This window comes from Auraticoccus monumenti, from assembly GCF_900101785.1.
In the GTDB taxonomy this organism is placed as follows: Bacteria; Actinomycetota; Actinomycetes; order Propionibacteriales; family Propionibacteriaceae; genus Auraticoccus; species Auraticoccus monumenti.
The window spans coordinates 1,206,489-1,223,631 of the sequence record NZ_LT629688.1 but is presented as its reverse complement, the minus strand read 5'-3'; the positions used below and the strand labels follow the sequence as shown (position 1 = coordinate 1,223,631).

General features: G+C 72.9%; 18 protein-coding genes and 1 pseudogene. 14 read left to right on the top strand and 5 right to left on the bottom strand.

Annotated elements, in window-relative coordinates; translation table 11 throughout:
• Window positions 1-14: 14 nt before the first annotated feature.
• Both BLT52_RS05630 and pgi read right to left on the bottom strand, forming a co-directional pair.
• Entirely contained in the window at window positions 15-578 is a 564-nt protein-coding gene (locus BLT52_RS05630) for a GNAT family N-acetyltransferase (protein WP_197679205.1), read from the bottom strand.
• The gene (gene pgi / locus BLT52_RS05625; protein ID WP_090591432.1) at window positions 571-2,226 is read right to left on the bottom strand and encodes a glucose-6-phosphate isomerase; all 1,656 of its coding nucleotides are present in this window, start codon (window positions 2,224-2,226) and stop codon (window positions 571-573) included. The genes BLT52_RS05630 and pgi overlap by 8 nt, the downstream gene beginning before the upstream one ends.
• Before the next feature lie 79 nt (window positions 2,227-2,305).
• On the opposite strand from pgi, the gene BLT52_RS05620 reads away from it, so the two are divergent.
• Window positions 2,306-3,874, top strand: coding sequence for a deoxyguanosinetriphosphate triphosphohydrolase family protein (locus tag BLT52_RS05620; RefSeq protein WP_090591429.1), 1,569 nt, complete (start codon window positions 2,306-2,308; stop codon window positions 3,872-3,874).
• Between the two features lie 81 nt (window positions 3,875-3,955).
• Here BLT52_RS05620 and BLT52_RS20720 read toward each other — a convergent pair whose 3' ends face one another.
• Both BLT52_RS20720 and BLT52_RS05615 read right to left on the bottom strand, forming a co-directional pair.
• Window positions 3,956-4,126, bottom strand: a complete 171-nt coding sequence (locus BLT52_RS20720; protein WP_157676990.1) for a hypothetical protein — start codon at window positions 4,124-4,126, stop codon at window positions 3,956-3,958.
• Window positions 4,127-4,315: 189 nt separating this feature from the next.
• Entirely contained in the window at window positions 4,316-5,482 is a 1,167-nt protein-coding gene (locus tag BLT52_RS05615) for an SH3 domain-containing protein (protein WP_157676989.1), read from the bottom strand.
• 140 nt (window positions 5,483-5,622) lie between these two features.
• Here BLT52_RS05615 and BLT52_RS05610 point away from each other — a divergent pair, with 140 nt between their 5' ends.
• The 4 genes from BLT52_RS05610 to BLT52_RS05595 are packed head-to-tail and all read left to right on the top strand — an operon-like array spanning window position 5,623 to window position 8,545.
• Window positions 5,623-6,798 (top strand): benzoate/H(+) symporter BenE family transporter, encoded by a 1,176-nt coding sequence (locus BLT52_RS05610; protein WP_090596344.1) that lies wholly within the window; start codon window positions 5,623-5,625, stop codon window positions 6,796-6,798.
• A gap of 46 nt (window positions 6,799-6,844) precedes the next feature.
• Window positions 6,845-7,360: a YbhB/YbcL family Raf kinase inhibitor-like protein gene (locus tag BLT52_RS05605; RefSeq protein ID WP_090591425.1), complete on the top strand. Its 516-nt coding sequence runs from the start codon at window positions 6,845-6,847 to the stop codon at window positions 7,358-7,360.
• The gene (locus tag BLT52_RS05600) at window positions 7,360-7,956 is read left to right on the top strand and encodes a flavin reductase family protein (RefSeq protein ID WP_090591423.1); all 597 of its coding nucleotides are present in this window, start codon (window positions 7,360-7,362) and stop codon (window positions 7,954-7,956) included. Before BLT52_RS05605 ends, BLT52_RS05600 begins: the two co-directional genes overlap by 1 nt.
• A 46-nt stretch (window positions 7,957-8,002) precedes the next feature.
• Window positions 8,003-8,545: an NUDIX hydrolase family protein gene (locus tag BLT52_RS05595; RefSeq protein ID WP_090591421.1), complete on the top strand. Its 543-nt coding sequence runs from the start codon at window positions 8,003-8,005 to the stop codon at window positions 8,543-8,545.
• A gap of 19 nt (window positions 8,546-8,564) precedes the next feature.
• On the opposite strand, the gene BLT52_RS05590 is transcribed toward BLT52_RS05595, so the two are convergent.
• Window positions 8,565-9,311: a GntR family transcriptional regulator gene (locus BLT52_RS05590; RefSeq protein ID WP_090591419.1), complete on the bottom strand. Its 747-nt coding sequence runs from the start codon at window positions 9,309-9,311 to the stop codon at window positions 8,565-8,567.
• Window positions 9,312-9,501: 190 nt separating this feature from the next.
• Here BLT52_RS05590 and BLT52_RS21655 point away from each other — a divergent pair.
• From BLT52_RS21655 to BLT52_RS05550, 9 genes and pseudogenes are all read left to right on the top strand, one after another.
• Window positions 9,502-9,984: pseudogene (locus BLT52_RS21655) on the top strand (NAD(P)-binding domain-containing protein); the annotation flags it as partial.
• A 6-nt stretch (window positions 9,985-9,990) separates the two neighbouring features.
• Window positions 9,991-10,383: an NAD-binding protein gene (locus BLT52_RS21650; protein WP_269457605.1), complete on the top strand. Its 393-nt coding sequence runs from the start codon at window positions 9,991-9,993 to the stop codon at window positions 10,381-10,383.
• On the top strand, window positions 10,380-11,333 hold the full coding sequence (locus BLT52_RS05580; RefSeq protein WP_090591416.1) for a carbohydrate ABC transporter permease: 954 nt from the start codon (window positions 10,380-10,382) through the stop codon (window positions 11,331-11,333). Before BLT52_RS21650 ends, BLT52_RS05580 begins: the two co-directional genes overlap by 4 nt.
• Window positions 11,330-12,250 carry a carbohydrate ABC transporter permease gene (locus BLT52_RS05575; protein ID WP_090591413.1) on the top strand — a complete coding sequence of 307 codons (921 nt, stop codon included), beginning with the start codon at window positions 11,330-11,332 and terminating at the stop codon, window positions 12,248-12,250. Before BLT52_RS05580 ends, BLT52_RS05575 begins: the two co-directional genes overlap by 4 nt.
• A 56-nt stretch (window positions 12,251-12,306) precedes the next feature.
• Complete coding sequence (locus BLT52_RS05570) at window positions 12,307-13,635, top strand: ABC transporter substrate-binding protein (RefSeq protein ID WP_157676988.1); 1,329 nt, start codon at window positions 12,307-12,309, stop codon at window positions 13,633-13,635.
• A gap of 76 nt (window positions 13,636-13,711) precedes the next feature.
• The gene (locus BLT52_RS05565; protein WP_231946518.1) at window positions 13,712-14,914 is read left to right on the top strand and encodes a CaiB/BaiF CoA transferase family protein; all 1,203 of its coding nucleotides are present in this window, start codon (window positions 13,712-13,714) and stop codon (window positions 14,912-14,914) included.
• Window positions 14,907-15,713, top strand: coding sequence for an enoyl-CoA hydratase-related protein (locus tag BLT52_RS05560; RefSeq protein ID WP_090591409.1), 807 nt, complete (start codon window positions 14,907-14,909; stop codon window positions 15,711-15,713). The genes BLT52_RS05565 and BLT52_RS05560 overlap by 8 nt, the downstream gene beginning before the upstream one ends.
• Complete coding sequence (locus BLT52_RS05555) at window positions 15,710-16,591, top strand: amidohydrolase family protein (RefSeq protein ID WP_090591407.1); 882 nt, start codon at window positions 15,710-15,712, stop codon at window positions 16,589-16,591. Before BLT52_RS05560 ends, BLT52_RS05555 begins: the two co-directional genes overlap by 4 nt.
• Entirely contained in the window at window positions 16,579-17,100 is a 522-nt protein-coding gene (locus BLT52_RS05550; protein ID WP_231946517.1) for a gamma carbonic anhydrase family protein, read from the top strand. The genes BLT52_RS05555 and BLT52_RS05550 overlap by 13 nt, the downstream gene beginning before the upstream one ends.
• The last annotated feature ends 43 nt before the right edge of the window (window positions 17,101-17,143 follow it).

Here is a 17,143-nt window from a genome sequence, read left to right as displayed (position 1 = left end):
GGCCCGGCGGGGGCTCAGCGCTCGTCGCGGAGCAGGCCGAAGACCAGGGTGTCGGTCCACTCGCCCTTGCTCCACCAGTCCTGGCGCAGGTGGGCCTCCTGCCGCATCCCGAGCCGCAGGGCGAGCCGGGCCGAGGCGGTGTTGCGGGCGTCGGCCTGGGCCAGCACCCGGTGGACGCCGTAGTGGTCGAAGGCGACGTCGACCAGGGCCCGGGTGGCCTCCGTGGCCAGCCCGCGACCACCGGCGGCCGGCGCGAAGACCCAGCCGAGCTCGGCCTTGCCGCAGCGCTCGTCCAGGGTCAGCACGACGTCACCCACCACCTGCCCCTCGTGCTCGACCACGAGGGGAAGGGTGCGCCCGGGCTGACCGGGCACGACGGACTCGCGCCGCTGGGCCACCACCGTCTCGGTGTAGCCGCGGGTGAAGGGCACCGTGAGGAGGTACCGGTTGACCTCCTCGTCGCGGTAGTAGGCCCAGACGGCGTCGACGTCGCCCTCCTCGTAGCGCCGCAGCACCAGCCGACCGGTGCGCAGCGGGAGCTCCGGCGGGGCGACGCCCGGCCTGGGTCCGTCAGGCACGCTTGCCCCGGTACCACTCGATCAGCCCCCGGGTGGAGGCGTCGGCGGCCGCGAGCGCGTCCTCGTCGCCGGCCACCGCGGGGGTGAGGTCCTGGGCCAGCTTCTTGCCCAGCTCGACCCCCCACTGGTCGAAGGAGTCGATCCCCCACACGACGCCCTGGGTGAAGGTGATGTGCTCGTACAGCGCGATCAGCTGACCGAGCACCGACGGGGTCAGCGCCGGCGCCATGATCGAGGTGGTCGGGCGGTTGCCGGTGAACACCCGGGCCGGCACGACCGCCTCGTCGGTGCCCTCGGCGCGCACCTCCTCCTCGGTCTTCCCGAAGGCCAGCGCGGCGGTCTGGGCGAAGAAGTTGGCCAGCAGCAGCTCGTGCACGTCGGCGTCGCCGTCGCGCAGCGGGTGCGCGGTCTGGGCGAAGGCGATGAAGTCGGCCGGGATGAGCCGGGTGCCCTGGTGGATCAGCTGGTAGAAGGCGTGCTGGCCGTTGGTGCCGGGCTCGCCCCAGAACACCTCGCCGGTGCCGGTGGCGACCGGGCTGCCGTCCCAGCGCACACCCTTGCCGTTGGACTCCATCGTGAGCTGCTGCAGGTAGGCCGGGAACCGGTGCAGGTACTGGGCGTAGGGCAGCACGGCGTGGCTCTCCGCGCCGAGGTGGTTGACGTAGAAGCAGTTGAGCAGACCCATCAGCGCCGGCACGTTCTGCTCCAGCGGGGTGCCGGCGAAGTGCTCGTCGACCGCGCGGAAGCCGGCCAGGAGCTCGGCGAACCCCTCCCGGCCGATGGCCACGGCCAGGGACGTCCCGATCGCGGAGTCCACCGAGTACCGGCCCCCGACCCAGTCCCAGAAGCCGAAGGCGTTGTCGGGGTCGATGCCGAAGTCGGCCACCTTGTCCAGGGCGGTGGAGACGGCGACGAAGTGGCGGGCCACGGTGTCCTCGGACTCGACGCCGCGCTCACGCAGGGTGTCCAGCAGCCAGGTGCGCACCAGCCGGGCGTTGGTCAGCGTCTCCAGGGTGCCGAAGGTCTTCGAGGCCACGATGACCAGCGTGGTCTCGGGGTCGAGGTCGGCCACCGTCTCGCCGGTGTCGGTGGGGTCGATGTTGGAGATGAAGCGGCACTCCAGGCCGTCCTGCACGTAGGGCTTGAGGGCCTCGTAGGCCATCACCGGGCCGAGGTCGGAGCCGCCGATGCCGATGTTGACCACGGTCTCGATCCGCTTGCCGGTGACCCCGGTCCACTCCCCGCTGCGCACCTTCTCGGCGAAGGCGTAGACCTTGGCCAGCTCGGCGTGCACCTGGGCCACCACGTCCTGCCCGTCGACCACCAGGGAGTCGCCCTCGGCGCGGCGGAGTGCGGTGTGCAGCACGGCGCGGTCCTCGGTGACGTTGATGCGGTCCCCGCGCAGCATGGCGTCGCGGCGCTGCTCCAGCCCCACCTCCCGACCCAGGGCCACCAGGGCCTCCAGCACCTCGGCGGTGAGCAGGTTCTTGGACAGGTCGACGTGCAGGTCGGCCACGTCGAGGGTCCACCGGGCGGCGCGCTCGGGGTCGTCGGCGAACCATCCGCGCAGGTCCGGCTGGAGGGAGGTCGCGAGCTCGGCGAGGCCGGCCCAGGCGGCGGTGGTGGTGACGTCCACGGGAGTGTCCATGGGGGGAGCCTAACGAGGGCGACCGGCTCCCTCGAGGGCAGATCGCCGCGCCGGGCGCCGGCCTGTGTAGCGTTCAGCTGTGCAGGAGTCGGGGCAGCAGGCGCGCGTCCGCCGGGCCCGTCCGGAGACGCGGTCCTCCCGGCCGCTGGCCAGCGGGTACGAGTCGGAGTTCCGGGTCGACCTCGAGCGGCTGCGGTTCGCCCCCTCCTTCTCCCGGCTGGCCGAGGTCACCCAGGTGGTCACCGCCGCCTCCACCCCGGGCGTGGTGCACAACCGGCTCACGCACACCATCAAGGTCACCGCGGTGGCCCGCGCGATCGCGGTCGGGCTGTGGAGCAGCAGCGACCAGGAGCTGCTGGACCGGCTCGGCGGACTGGACCACGTCGTCACCCAGGCCGCGGCGGTGGCCCACGACCTCGGCCACCCGCCCTTCGGCCACCTGGGCGAGCGGGTGCTGGACCGGCTGGCCCGGACCCGCTTCGGTCTGCGCGACGGCTTCGAGGGCAACGCGCAGACGTTCCGGATCATCACCGAGCTGGAGGTCCTGGGCCCCGGCGACGAGGGGCTGAACCTGACCGCCGCGGTCCGTGCCGCGGTGCTCAAGTACCCCTGGGGACGCTTCCACTGGCCCGACCCGCACCCCAGCAGCTGGCCCGAGCCGCCGCGTGGTGCCGCCGTCGGCCCCCGCCGCTCGCCCTCGGAGGACCTCTCCCTCGGCGGGGTGCCGGCCAAGTTCAGCGCCTACGTCCCCGACCTGGCCGAGCTGGTGGACGTGCTCGGCGCCTTCCCCGGACTGGCTCCGGGTCGCCAGACCCTGGAGTGCGCGGTGATGGACCTGGCCGACGACATCGCCTACTCCCTGCACGACCTGGAGGACTTCCACCGCTCCGGGGTGCTGCAGTACTCGCTGGTCTCGGCCGAGCTGCGCGAGTGGGCCACCAACCGGCGCGAGCTGGCCGCCACCGACGGCGCCGAGCTGCGCGAGCGGGCCCGGCGGCCCGGCACCGGGCTGGAGCGGCTGCGGCGGCGGCTGGTGGACAAGGACGCCTGGGTCTTCGACGAGGACGCCTTCGCCGAGGCGGTCGGCTCGATCGGGGAGGAGTTCGTGGACGGCGTGCTGGCCGTGCCCCACGACGGCTCGATGGCCGCCGACCGCGCGATCTCCGGGTTCACCGGCTCCTGGATCGACCGGCTGATCTCCTCGGTCCGGCTGGTGGCCGACCCGCCGGTGCGGGGCTCGACGGTCAGCCTCTCGACCCTGGCCTGGCACCAGGTCAGCGTGCTCAAGTTCGTGCACCAGTACTTCGTGCTGAACCGTCCCGACCTGGCCATGCAGCAGCGGGGTCAGGCCGCGGCGCTGACCCAGCTGGTGACCGGCTACGACGACTGGCTCTCCGACGTCCACGACGCACCACGGGCCCCGCGGCGGCTGGTCGACCTGGTGCAGACGGCCGCCGCCGGCTACCGGCGCACGGCCCGCGAGCACCCGGAGTGGCTGGACCACCAGACCGACGAGGCGAGCCTCGCCCGGATGGCGCGGGGCCGCGGGATCCTCGACTACGTGGCCTCTCTCACCGACGAGCAGTCCTTCGACCAGGGGATGCGGATGGACGGCGCGGGCGGACGGCTCTGGGCCGGCGGGGTCTGAGGTCCGGTCGGGCGGACCGGCCCCGGGGACGACGAAGGCTCCCACCCGTGCGGGTGAGAGCCTGGTCTGCCGATCAGGTGGTCAGCGCAGACCCAGCGGGTACTGGCGCTGCGCGGCCATGATCAGGTCGTTGCGCATCGACGGGCTGTCAGCACCGGCGATCGCCTTGTTGATCAGCCGGGCGTGACGGGCGGCCGCGCGACGGGCGCGGGCGTCCTCACGGCGGCTGGTGGCTGCCTTCGCGAAGGACATGGGCACTTCCTCTTCCTCAGTGGTTCCCGGGGCGCTGGCTGCGACCCGATATGAGTAACTGTACTCGCCGGTGCAGTATTCCGACGACCTGCGCGGAGGTGATATCCGTCTCACGAGATATCGAGGGCGAAGGTCTGAGGGACGACGAAGCCCCCGACGTCGAGGACGTCGGGGGCCTGGCCGCGGGGGTCAGCGGACGGTCACGTGCACGTGGTCGCGGTGGTTGGCGGTGTCGCCGCCGCGGTTGCCCATCGAGCGCCAGCCCTCGCCGGAGCGCTGCGTGGTCCAGATCTTCTGGTCGAAGATCACCTCGGTGACGCCCAGCCGGGAGGCGTTGGCGCGGACGTACTCGGCCACCTGCCAGCCGAGGGCGTTGCCCGAGCCGGAGTAGTTGGGGATCATCGCGTCGATCGCGCGGCCCTCGGGGTGACCGGGGACCGAGTCGGCCCGGACGCCGCCGTAGCTGGTGATGCTGGGGAAGGCGGCGCAGACGGCGCGGTGCACGGCCACCGCGTTAGGCTGCAGCCCCGCCTCCACCGACGAGCCGCTGGGGCAGGCACCGCCGGAGACGCCGGCCTTGGCACCGCCACCGGGGGCGCTCGCCTTCTTCGGCTGCCTGTCGACGAGGTACTTCTCGGCCACCCAGGCGGCCTTGCCGCCCAGCTCGACCTGGCGCCAGCTGCCGGAGGTGCGCTCGGTGATCGCCAGCTGGTCACCGGCGTCGAGGACGTCCACCAGCGCGGCACCGGCGTCGGGGGCGGAGCGGGCGTTGAGGGCCACGGTGGTCCATCGCTTCCCGGCACCGGCACCCAGCTGGGAGGCGTCCAGGGCGGCTCGTCCGCTCGACCGCGACGCCCGCTCCTCGCGCGACGCGGCGGCGTCCTCCGCGGCCTTCTTCTCGGCCGCGGCCTTCTGCTCCGCCGCGGCCTTCTTGTCCGCCTCGGCCTTCTCCTCCGCCTGCGCCTTCGCCTCGGCCTCGGCCTCGGCCTTCTCCTTGGTCTTCTTCTCGGCCTCGGCCTTCTTGTCGGCCTCGGCCTTCTTCTTCGCCTCGGCCTTCTCGTCGGCCTCGGCCTTCTTCTTCGCCTCGGCGGCCGCCCGCTGCTGGGCGGCGCGGCTGATCTCGGCGACCGAGAGGGCGTCGTCGACGACCTGGGCGGCCGGAGCCTCGACGGCAGGGGCCACCACCTGGGCAGCGGGGACGGCGACGAGGGCGGGGGCCCCGCTGCTGATGGTCGCCTCGGCGCCGACCGCGGTACCCAGCAGCGCGAGGGCGGCGAGCCCGGCGGCGAGCTGCGGCAGCCGGCGGACCACCCGTGGGGTCAGCGGTTCCCTGATCGCACGACGTGCTCGAACCACAACCACACACTCCCCGAAGATGCCACGAACCTGAACAAGACGTGAGGATCTTAAGCATCGCCTTCAGGAAAGGCCAATCGGCGGGTCCCGCTCCCGGAGACGTCCCGGCCGCCGACGCCCGAGGACCTAGGTTGCTGCCGGTGAGCCCCCCTCCTCCCACCCCGTCCTCGACCCCCCTCCTGGCGGGGGTCGTCTCGGGCCTGGTGGGCTTCACGAGCTCCTTCCCCGTGGTGCTCACCGGGCTGCTGGCGGTCGGCGCCACCGCGGCCCAGGCGTCGTCGGGGCTGATGGTGCTCTGCCTGACCATGGGCGTGGGCACCCTGCTCTTCTCCTGGCGGACGCGGACGCCGGTGACCATGGCCTGGTCGACGCCGGGTGCCGCGCTGCTCGCCACCGCGGCCGCTCCGGCGGGAGGCTTCGAGGCGGCGGTGGGCGCGTTCGTGGTCTGCGGGCTGCTGCTGGCCCTGTGCGGGCTGGTGGCCCCGCTGGCCACGCTGGTCCGCTCGGTGCCCGCACCGCTGGCCAGCGCCATGCTGGCCGGGGTGCTGCTGCCGCTGTGCGCGCGCCCGTTCCTGGACCTGGTGCAGTCGCCGTGGACGGTCGCCCCGCTGGTGCTGGTCTGGCTGGTGGCGCTGCGGCTGAGCCGGCGCTGGGCCATCCCGGCGGTGCTGGTCGCGGCGCTGGTGGTGACGGCGGTGACCGGCTCCTTCGCCCGCCTCGAGGGTCCGCTGCTGCCGACGCTGGTGCCGGTGCTCCCCGACCCCGACCTGGTCACCGCGGTCTCGATCGGGCTGCCGCTGTTCCTGGTCACGATGACCAGCCAGAACGTGGCCGGGCTGGCCGTGCTGGGCAGCTTCGGCTTCTCCCCGCCGTTCCGGCCGGTGATGGCCTACACCGGGCTGGCCGGCGCGGTGGGTGCGCTCGGCGGCGGGCACGCCATCAACCTGGCCGCCATCTCCGCCGCACTCGCGGCCGGACCGGAGGCCGGGGCGGACACCCGCCGGCGCTGGCTGGCCGGGGTCTCCTGCGGGGTGACCTACCTGCTGTTCGTGCCGCTCTCCGCCGCCACCACGTCGCTGGCCCAGGCCGCACCGGCGGGCGTCATCGGCACCCTGGCGGGGTTGGCGCTGCTCCCCACCTTCGCCGCCGCGGGCGCCCAGGCCCTGACCGAGCCGCGTCACCGCGAGGGTGCGGCGGTGACCTTCCTGGTGGCGGCCTCGGGGCTGACGGTCGGAGGCGTCGGCGGCGCCTTCTGGGGTCTGGTGGCGGGTCTGGTGGTGACCGCGGTGCTCGGTCTGCGCCGTCGCCCGGGCTGATGCCCCCACCCGGCCGGGTGCCGGTGCGGGTACTAGCGTGCGGGGCATGAGCCTGGAGCGTCCTGTCCCGCCCGACCCGTACTCGCTGCTGCCGAAGACGGCGAGGTTCACGCTGACCAGCCCGCACGTCCGCGAGGGAGAGCCGCTGGACCCCGCCCAGGCCCAGGACGGCGGGAACACCGCCCCCGACCTCGCCTGGTCCGACGTGCCGGAGGGGACGGAGTCGTTCCTGGTCACCTGCTACGACCCCGACGCGCCCACCCCGAGCGGCTTCTGGCACTGGGTGGCGGTCGGCGTCCCCGGTGACGTCACCTCGCTGCGGGGCGGCGAGCTGCCGGAGGGCGCCTTCACCGTCCGCAACGACTCCGGGGCCGACGGCTACGTCGGCGCCGCCCCGCCGCCCGGGGACCGTCCGCACCGCTACATCTTCGCGGTGACCGCGCTGGACACCGCCGACACCGGGCTGGACCCCTCGGCCACGCCGGCGGCGGTGCACTTCATGACCCTCGGTCACGTGATCGGGCGCGCCCTGCTCACCGGGACGTACCAGACCACGGTCTGATGCACTTCTACGAGCCCCGGCTGGGCCACCGGCTGCCGCACGACCCATTCAACGCGCTGGTGGCCCCGCGGCCGATCGGGTGGGTGTCCTCGGTCGCGGCGGACGGCACGCTCAACCTGGCGCCGTACAGCTTCTTCAACGCCTTCTGCTACACCCCGCCGCTGATCGGCTTCGCCAGCACCTCCCGCAAGCACTCGGCGCGCAACGCCGAGGCGTGCGGGGAGTTCGTCTGGAACCTGGTCACCCGGCCGCTGCTGCAGGCGATGAACCAGACGTCCACGAGCCAGGACGTCGACGAGTTCGCCTCCGCGGGGCTGACGCCGGCGCCCAGCCGGGTGGTGTCGGTGCCGAGGGTGGCCGAGGCCCGGGTGGCGATGGAGTGCCGGCTGAGCCAGGTGCTGGAGCTGACCGGCGCCGACGGCAGCCCCACCGGTGCGGTGATGGTCTTCGGCGAGGTGGTGGGCGTGCACATCGACGAGGAGCTGCTGGGTGACGGCGTCTACGACACCGCCGCCGCGGACCCGGTGCTGCGCGGCGGCGGGCCGAGCGCCTACTTCACCCTGGGCGAGCGGCTGGACCTGCGCCGTCCGGACTGAGCCGGCCGTGCGGGGCGGTTCGGCGGCGTCCGGTAGAAAAGAGCCCATGAGCTCCCTCGGTACTCCCGACCCCCACCCCGGCTGGCTGTCGGAGGAGGACCTGACCCACGTGCGGCACCGGCTGCCGCTGCTGTACGTGGAGGCCATCCCGGTGCGCCAGGCCGACGACGGGTCGGTGACCGAGGTCGGGCTGCTGCTGCGGGCCGACGCCGGCGGCTCCTTCAAGCGGACCATCGTCTCCGGCCGGGTGCTCTACGCCGAGACGGTGCGGGCGGCCCTGCTGCGCCACCTGGAGAAGGACCTGGGCCCGATGGCGTTCCCGCGGCTGCCCGCCAGCCCGGCGCCGTTCACGGTGGCCGAGTACTTCCCGCTGCCGGGGATGGGGCGGTTCTCCGACGAGCGCCAGCACGCGGTCTCGCTGGTCTTCGTGGTCCCGGTGGCCGGTCGCTGCGACCCGCGTCAGGACGCGCTGGAGCTGACCTGGCTCTCCCCCGAGGAGGCCGTCAGCCCGACCGTCACCGCCGAGCTCGAGGGTGGGCGCGGCGCGCTGATCCGCTCCGCGATGGCCCACGTGGGCGCCCTGGACTGAGCGACGGCGGCGGCCCCGCTCACATCCCGCCGCCGCCTGACACCCCTGGGAGCTGCCGGTCGGGGGTGCGGCCGAAGGAGCTGCGGTAGAGCTCCGGGGGCAGGGCCACCGAGGCGAAGGACTGCTCGCCGTGGGCGGCCAGCTCGGCCAGCGCGGCCTCGCGGTCGCCGGACTCGACGCTCTCCAGCAGCGCCCGGTGCCGGGCCGCGTGGTGCTCCAGGTCCTCGTAGTAGGCCTCCCGGACCACCAGGTTCCGGGCCATGCACAGCAGCTGCTGGCGCTGGATGGAGGCGTAGCTCTCCGAGAGCCGGCGGTGGTCGGCTATCCCCACCAGGGCCCGGTGGAAGCGGTAGCCCGCCTGCACCAGCCCACCGCGGTCCTCGCGGCGGGCGCAGTCCTCCATCTCCGCGACCGCAGCCCGGGGCGCCTCCAGCAGCGCGGGGTCAGGCACCGGGACCCCGAGCTCGAAGGCCAGCCGCTCCAGCGCCGAGCGCAGCGTGAGGATCTCGTGGACGTCCCGGTCGGTCAGCGTGGTGACGCGCGAGCCCTTGCGGGGCTGGGTGACGATGAAGCCCTCGTTCTCCAGCAGCCGCATGGCCTCCCGCAGCGGCGGCCGGCTGATCTGCAGCCGCTCGGTGAGCCGCTCCTCGGCCAGCCGCTCGCCCGGCGCGTACTCCCCGGCCAGGATCATCTTGCGCAGCGACTCGGCGGCGAGCTGGACCAGACTTGGGGCCTGGATGCTGTCCGGACCGGGGGCGGTGCTCATCTGGACTCCTCGTCGTCAGCGCTGACGCGCCCTTGCGTGGCCGGGCCCCCGCGTGCAGGAGGCCTGTTGATCATTGTCGGCGCGGGATCCCGTTCTGCCCACTCCTCGAACGAAGTGTCCCACCCCATTGACTACTGACTTTTAACTATTGTAGACAGTAGCCACTGCACCGACGCAGGACGAGAAGTCGAGGAGGACGCTCGTGACGACGACCACAGCCGTGGTGGGCCTGGGCAACCTGGGCGCCGCGATGGCTCGACGGCTGGCCACCCGTCCAGGGTCCGTGCTGGTCCACGACACCGACGCAGCCGCCCTGGAGCGGGCTGCCGAGGACGGCTGCACACCCGCCGACGACCTCCCCTCCCTGGCCGCGGCCAGCGACGTGGTGTGGGTGGTCGTCCCCGACGACGACGCCGTCCGCTCGGTGCTGAAGGGGCCGGACGGCCTCGCGGCCAGGATGGGCGAGGGCGGTCTGGTGCTGCTGAGCAGCACGGTCTCCCCCGGTACGGCGCAGGAGATGGCCCGGCTGTGCGCCGAGCACGGGATCGGGCTGGTGGAGGCGCCGGTCAGTGGGGGCGCCGACGCGGCCGAGGCCGGTGAGCTGCTGGTGCTGCTCGGCGGCGCCGACGCCGACGTCGAGCGGGCGCGGGAGCACTGCGCGGCACTGGCCCGCTCCACCGTGGTCACCGGCCCCGCCGGCACCGCCGCGGTCGTGAAGCTGTGCAACCAGTACGTCCTCTTCACCGGGCTCGGCGCGCTCTACGAGGCCGTCGACCTCGCCGGGCGGGTCGGCGTCGAGGAGTCGGTGCTGCTGGAGGCGCTGGCCGGCGGGACGGCGCGCTCCTGGGCGGTGGAGACCTGGGGCTTCTACGACCGGCTCAGCCGCGACTACGACGAGCGCGACGTGGCCGAGGAGGGCCGGCCCTGGGTCAAGGACCTCGCCGAGACCCTCCGGGTGGCCAGCGACCACGACCTCGAGCTGCCGACCGCGCGCACCACCGCCGAGCTGCTCCCCGGCGCGATCCGCCGGCACGCCGACCACAAGACCACCACCGACGGAGGCACCCGATGACGCTGACCACGGCCGTCGAGCCGGTCCTGGCCCCACCCACGACACCGCGACGGCGCAGCGGGGGCGGCGGACGCGGCCAGACCCTGGCCGCCTTCTTCTTCCTGCTCCCCTGGCTCCTCGGGATGGTCCTGTTCACCTTCGGCCCGATGCTCTACTCGCTCTACCTCTCCTTCACCCGCTACGACCTGCTCAGCAGCCCGGAGTGGGTGGGCCTGGCCAACTACGCCGCCATGGGTGACGACCCCCGGTTCTGGAAGTCGGTCACCGTCACCCTCACCTACGTGGTGGTCTTCGTGCCGCTGCTGCAGGTGGTGGCCATGCTGGTCGCCCTGCTGCTGAACAGCCGGCTGAGGTTCCTGACCGGCTACCGCGCCCTGTTCTACCTGCCCTCGCTGATGGGGGCCAGCGTCGCGATCGCCGCCCTGTGGCGCCAGGTGTTCGGGGCCGACGGGCTGGTCAACTCCGTCGCGGCGCTGTTCGGCATCGAGGGGGTGGGCAGCTGGGTGGGTGACCCCGACCGCGCCCTCGGCACGATCATCACCCTCAACCTGTGGGCCTTCGGCTCGACCATGATCATCTTCCTCGCCGGTCTGCGGCAGGTCCCGCGGGAGCTGCTCGAGGCCGCCGAGGTCGACGGTGCCAGCAAGGTGCGCCGCTTCTTCTCCATCACGCTGCCGCTGATGACGCCGCTGGTGTTCTTCAACGTGCTGATGGGCACCATCAACGCCTTCCAGTCCTTCACCGGCGCCTACGTCGTCAGCGGGGGCACCGGCGGGCCGGTCGACTCCACCCTCTTCTACACCCTCTACCTCTACGAGCGCGGCTTCACCCAGCTCCAGATGGGCTACGCCTCGGCGATGGCCTGGCTGCTGCTGATCGCGCTCGCCGTGGTCACCGCGGTGTTCTTCCGCTCCTCCCGCTACTGGGTCCACTACGGAGACGAATCATGACGACGACCACCGCGCCCGCCCAGCCGGACAGCGTCCGCCCGGGCCGGTCCCCACGCCCCTGGGACGCCCGCACCCAGCGCCCCGCCGGCAACCGGGTGCTGCGGGGCATCATCAAGCACGCCGTGCTGCTCAGCTTCCTGGCGGTGATGCTCTACCCGGTGCTGTGGATGGTCGGGGCCTCGTTCCGGCCCGGCAACCAGACCTTCGCCGGCCTGAGCCTGTTCTCCGACACCTACACGGTGCAGAACTACGTCGACGGCTGGTCGGTGGGCAACCTCAACTTCAGCCGCTACTTCGTCAACTCCGCGATCATCACGATCGGTCAGATCCTGGGCAACCTGTTCGCCTGCTCGCTGACCGCCTACGCCTTCGCCCGGCTGGAGTTCCCCTTCAAGCGGGTGCTGTTCGGCCTGGTGATCGCCACCATGCTGCTGCCCCAGCACGTCACGCTGATCCCGAAGTACATCATCTTCAACCAGATGGGCTGGGTGAACACCTACCTGCCCCTGACCGTCCCGCACTTCTTCGGCGTCGACGCCTTCTTCATCTTCCTGATGGTGCAGTTCATCCGCACCCTGCCGAAGTCGCTGGACGAGTCGGCCCGAATCGACGGCTGCGGGCACTGGGGCATCTTCTGGCGGATCATCATGCCGATGTCGCTCCCGGCGATCGGCACCACCGCGATGTTCACCTTCGTGTGGGCCTGGAACGACCTGCTGGGACCGCTGCTGTACCTGCCCGGCTCCGATCTCTGGACCGTCTCGCTGGGGCTGAACGCGTTCCTCGACCAGACCGGCCAGAGCACCTACGGGACCCTCTTCGCGATGGCCACCCTCTCCCTGGCCCCCATCGTCGGCTTCTTCATCGCCTCCCAACGCCTGCTGGTCGAGGGCATCGCCACGACCGGCCTCAAGTGAGCACCACCACCCAGACCTGGCGGCACCGACGCCGCCTCGACGAAAGGACCTCCGTCATGACCCAGCCACGTCGCCGCCGAACCCTCACCGGGGTCGCGCTGCTGCTCGGCGTCGCGCTCACCAGCACGGCGTGCCTCAACCAGGGAACCGCGGAAAGCTCGGACGGCCAGGGCGAGGTCAGCGGCGCGCTCCAGGTCGCCTGGTGGGGTGGTGAGTCCCGCAACGCCAAGACCAACGCCGTCATCGAGCAGTTCAACGAGGCCCACCCCGAGGTGACCACCGAGACCCAGTCCGCCGACTACGCGCAGTACTTCAACCGGCTGAACGTGCAGGCCTCCAGCCGGTCGCTCCCCTGCGTGGTGCAGATGCAGGACCGCCAGGTCAACGACTACGTGAAGCGCCAGACCCTGCAGCCGCTGGACGACATGGTGGCCTCCGGGGCCATCGACACCAGCATGATCCCCGCCGCCGTCCTCGACGGTGGCCGGGGCAGCGACGGCAAGCTGTACTTCATCCCCTACGGCATCGCCTGGGACGCCCTGATGATCAACACCACCCTGGCCGAGGAGGCCGGCGCGGGCGCCCCTCCGGAGAGCTGGGACTGGGAGCAGTTCTTCGAGTACGTGCGCAGCGCCCAGGAGGGTCTGCCCGAGGGCACCTACGCGGTGGCGGCCGGCGGCGAGGAGCAGAACGCCTTCTACGCCTGGGCCGTGGGCCAGGGCATCGAGGTCTTCGACGCCGAGGGCAAGCTGGGCTTCACCGAGGACCAGCTCAAGGAGTACTGGGGCACCTGGCTGAAGCTGCAGGAGGAGGGCGTCGCCCTGCCTCCGGACATGTCCGCCGAGGAGCCACCCGGGGCCGACCAGGGCTACCTGGCGACCGGGCAGTTGATGGTCGGGGTGCTCCCGGGCAACTCCCTCTACGTGGCCCAGCAGACCCTCGAGGGCCGTGACGCCGGACAGCTCCAGGCCGCCCGCTACCCCGACGGACCCGCCGGGATCGGCAACATCCTGGTGGCCTCCGGCTTCGGCATCTCCACCAACTGCGAGAACGTCCCCACCGCGGCCGCGTTCATCGACTTCTTCACCAACGACGTCGAGGCCGGGGTGACCTTCGCCGCCGACAACGGCGCCCCCACGAACACCGCGGTGCTGGACGCCCTGACCGCCGAGGACTCCGAGCTGCCCGACCTCAAGCGCGACGAGCTCGAGCAGTACCGGGCCATCAGCGAGGACAACCCGCCCAAGGTGAACTACCCGCCCGGCTTCAACGCGGTGTTCCAGCAGGCCTTCACGCGCAACTACAACGAGGTCGCGTTCGGACGGCTGACCCTGGAAGAGGCGGTCGACGCCTTCTTCACCGAGACCAACGCCAGCCTCGGCTGAGCCCACCGTCGACGTCCGGGCGGGCGGCCCGACCGTCCGCCCGCCCGGACCGAACCCCTTCGCGAGGAGAGCCCGAATGACCTTGTCCGACCTGCCCGACGGCGCCCTGAGCGGCATGCGGGTGCTCGACCTGACCCAGGTGATGTCCGGCCCGTACTGCACGATGATGCTGGCCGACATGGGCGCCGACGTCGTCAAGATCGAGAACCCCGACGGCGGGGACCAGACCCGCACCTCCTGGGGCTACGCCGTCCGGGGGGAGGACTCCCGGGCCTTCCTGGCCCTCAACCGCAACAAGCGCAGCGTCCGGCTGGACCTGAAGGACGAGGCACAGCGGGAGCGGTTCTACGCCATGGTGGGCGAGGCCGACGTGGTGGTGGAGAACTTCCGGCCGGGCGTCACGACGCGGCTGGGCATCGACTACGAGACCCTCAAGCAGCACAACCCGGCGCTGATCTACGCCAGCATCTCCGGCTTCGGCCAGACCGGTCCGTACGCCCGTCGCCCCGGGTACGACCTGATCGCCCAGGGCATGTCGGGGGTGATGAGCATCACCGGCGAGCCCGGCGGCGACCCGGTCAAGTGCGGGCTGCCGGTGGCCGACCTGGGGGCGGGCATGTTCACCGCCTTCGGCATCCTCACCGCCTACGTGGCCCGGCTGGCCACCGGGGAGGGGCAGTACCTGGAGGTGTCGCTGTTCGAGTCCGCGCTGGCGCTGTCGGTGTGGGAGTCCACCGAGTACTGGGCGACCGGCGAGGCGCCGGCGGCGCTGGGGTCGGCGAACCGGATGTCCGCCCCGTACCAGGCGTTCCGGGCCAGCGACGGCTACCTGACGGTGGGCGCCAACAACGAGCGCCTGTGGTCCCGGCTGTGCGAGGTGCTGGGAGTGCCGGAGCTGGTGCAGGACGCGCGCTACAGCACCAACACCCTGCGGATGCGCCACCGCGACGAGCTGGTCGCCGAGCTCACGCCGCTGTTCTCCTCCCGGACCGTGGACGAGTGGGTGGAGGCCCTGCTGGAGATCGGCGTCCCGGCCGGACCGATCCGGGACTACTCCTACGTGCTGGACTCCGACCCCCACGTCGCCGAGCGCGGTGCGGTCACCAGCTACGAGCACCCGGTGGAGGGCACGGTCAAGGTGCTGGCCTCCCCGGTCCGGCTCTCCGGCACCCCGGCCACGGTCCGCCGTCCGGCCCCGCTGCTCGGGGAGCACGACGACCTGCTGGCCGCGGCCGGGGCGGGCACCGGGTCGCTCGCCGAGGGGGCCGTCCGTGGCTGACCAGGAGCCCGTCGGCGGGGAGGACGCCGTCGACGGGGTGCGCAGCTCCCTGGACGGGGCGGTCCTCACGCTCCGGCTGGACCACCCGCGCAAGCTCAACGCCCTGACCTGGCGGATGTACGACGAGCTGGAGCAGCACGCCCGGGACGTCGCCGGTGACCCGCGGGTGCGGGCGGTGGTGCTGACCTCGACCGGGGACCGCGCCTTCGCCGCCGGCACCGACATCGCCCAGTTCCCCGGCTTCGACGCCGATGCCGGGCTGCGCTACGAGCAGCGGGTGCGGGCGGTGCTGGAGGCGCTGCAGGCGGTGCCGGTCCCGGTGGTCGCGGCGGTGCCCGGGCTGGCGGTCGGCGCCGGGCTGGTGCTGGCCGCGGCCTGCGACCTGGTGGTCGCCGCCGAGGACGTCCAGTTCGGCGCCCCGGTGTCGCGGACCCTGGGCAACTGCATCGACGCCTCCGCCGTCGAGTTGGTGCGCCGCCGTCTCGGGGCCGCCCGCACCGACCAGCTGCTGCTGGCCGCGGACCTGGTGAGCGCCGCCGAGCTGGCCCCCAGCGGGTTCATCACGCGGCTGCTCCCCGCCGGCAGCGACCCGCGTCCGGTGGCCGCCGAGCTGGCCCGGACGATCGCCGGCGGTGCGCCGCTGAGCGTCCGGGCGTTGAAGCAGACGAGCCGACGACTGGACCACGACCCCGAGGCGGACTGCGACGACCTGGTGGGGGCCTGCTACGGCAGCGCCGACTTCGCCGAGGGCGTCCAGGCCTTCCTCGCCCGACGACCGGCCTCCTGGGAGGGACGATGACCGCCGCACCCGCGGACCCGACGCCCGCGACCACCACCATCGACGCCCACCAGCACTTCTGGGTGGCCGGGGAGAGCGAGCAGCCCTGGCGCGGACCCGGGCACGGCGCCCTGGTGCGCGACTTCCGTCCCGAGGACCTGGCGACGATGACCGTCGAGCTCGGGATCGACGGCACCGTGCTGGTGGAGTCCGAGGACGGACCGGAGGAGAACGACCGGCTGGCCCGCTGGAGCCGGCTGGAGCCGGTGCGCGGGGTCGTCGGCTGGCTGCCGCTGCGCGACCCGGACGCCGCGCGGCGGGAGCGGACCCGGATGGACCTCCCCCGTCTGGTCGGGGTCCGCTGCCTGGTCGGTCGTGAGCCGCTGGACTGGCTGGCCGGCGACGACGTCGTCGAGCTCTTCACCGAGCTGGCCGACGCCGGGCTGTCCTGGGACGTGGTCCCGCTCGACGACGTCCAGTGCGCCCAGGTGGTGCAGCTGGCCGAGCAGGTGCCGGGGCTGCGGATCGTGGTGGACCACCTGGCACGGCCGCCGCTGGACGGCGCGCCCGCCCAGCCGTGGCGGGACAACATCGCCCGGCTGGCCGACGCCCCCGGGGTGGCGATCAAGCTGTCGGTGGGGCTGGACGTGGTCTCGCGCTGGGACTGGCAGCCCGAGCAGCTGGACGAGGTCGCCGGCGTCGTGCTGGAGGCGTTCGGCCCGGAGCGGACCATGCTGGCCAGCAACTGGCCGGTCTCCGAGCTCGGCACGGACTACCGCACGCTGTGGCGGGACCAGGTGGCCGTGCTGGAGCGGGTGGTCCCCGACGCCGACGACCGGGCCGAGGTGCTCGGCGGGACCGCGACGCGCTGGTACGACCTGGGGCGGTGGTCACGGTGAGCCTGCACGGGTTCGAAGGCCACCACCCGGAGGTGGACCCCACCGCCTGGGTCGCGCCGACCGCCTCGCTGGTGGGGCGGGTCCGCCTGGCCGAGCACGCCTCGGTCTGGTTCGGCGCCGTCCTGCGCGGCGACGGTGAGGACATCGTGGTCGGGCCGCGGAGCAACGTCCAGGACGGCTGCGTGCTGCACGCCGACCCCGGGCTCGGGGTCCGCCTCGGCCGCCAGGTCACCGTCGGCCACCGGGCCGTCCTGCACAACTGCACGGTCGGCGACCGGGTGCTGGTCGGGATGGGCGCGATCGTGCTCAACCGGGCCCGCATCGGCGACGACGTCATCATCGGCGCCGGCGCGGTGGTGGCCGAGGACGTCGAGATCCCGTCGGGCTCACTGGTGCTCGGGCTGCCCGCCCGGGTACGCCGCGAGCTCACCGACCCCGAGCGCGAGCACCTCGTCACCAACGCCGAGACCTACGTCGAGCTGGCCCGGCGACACGCCGGGTCCGCCTGACCCACCGACGCGCACCCGCGTCACCCCCACGTCCCGCCGGCAC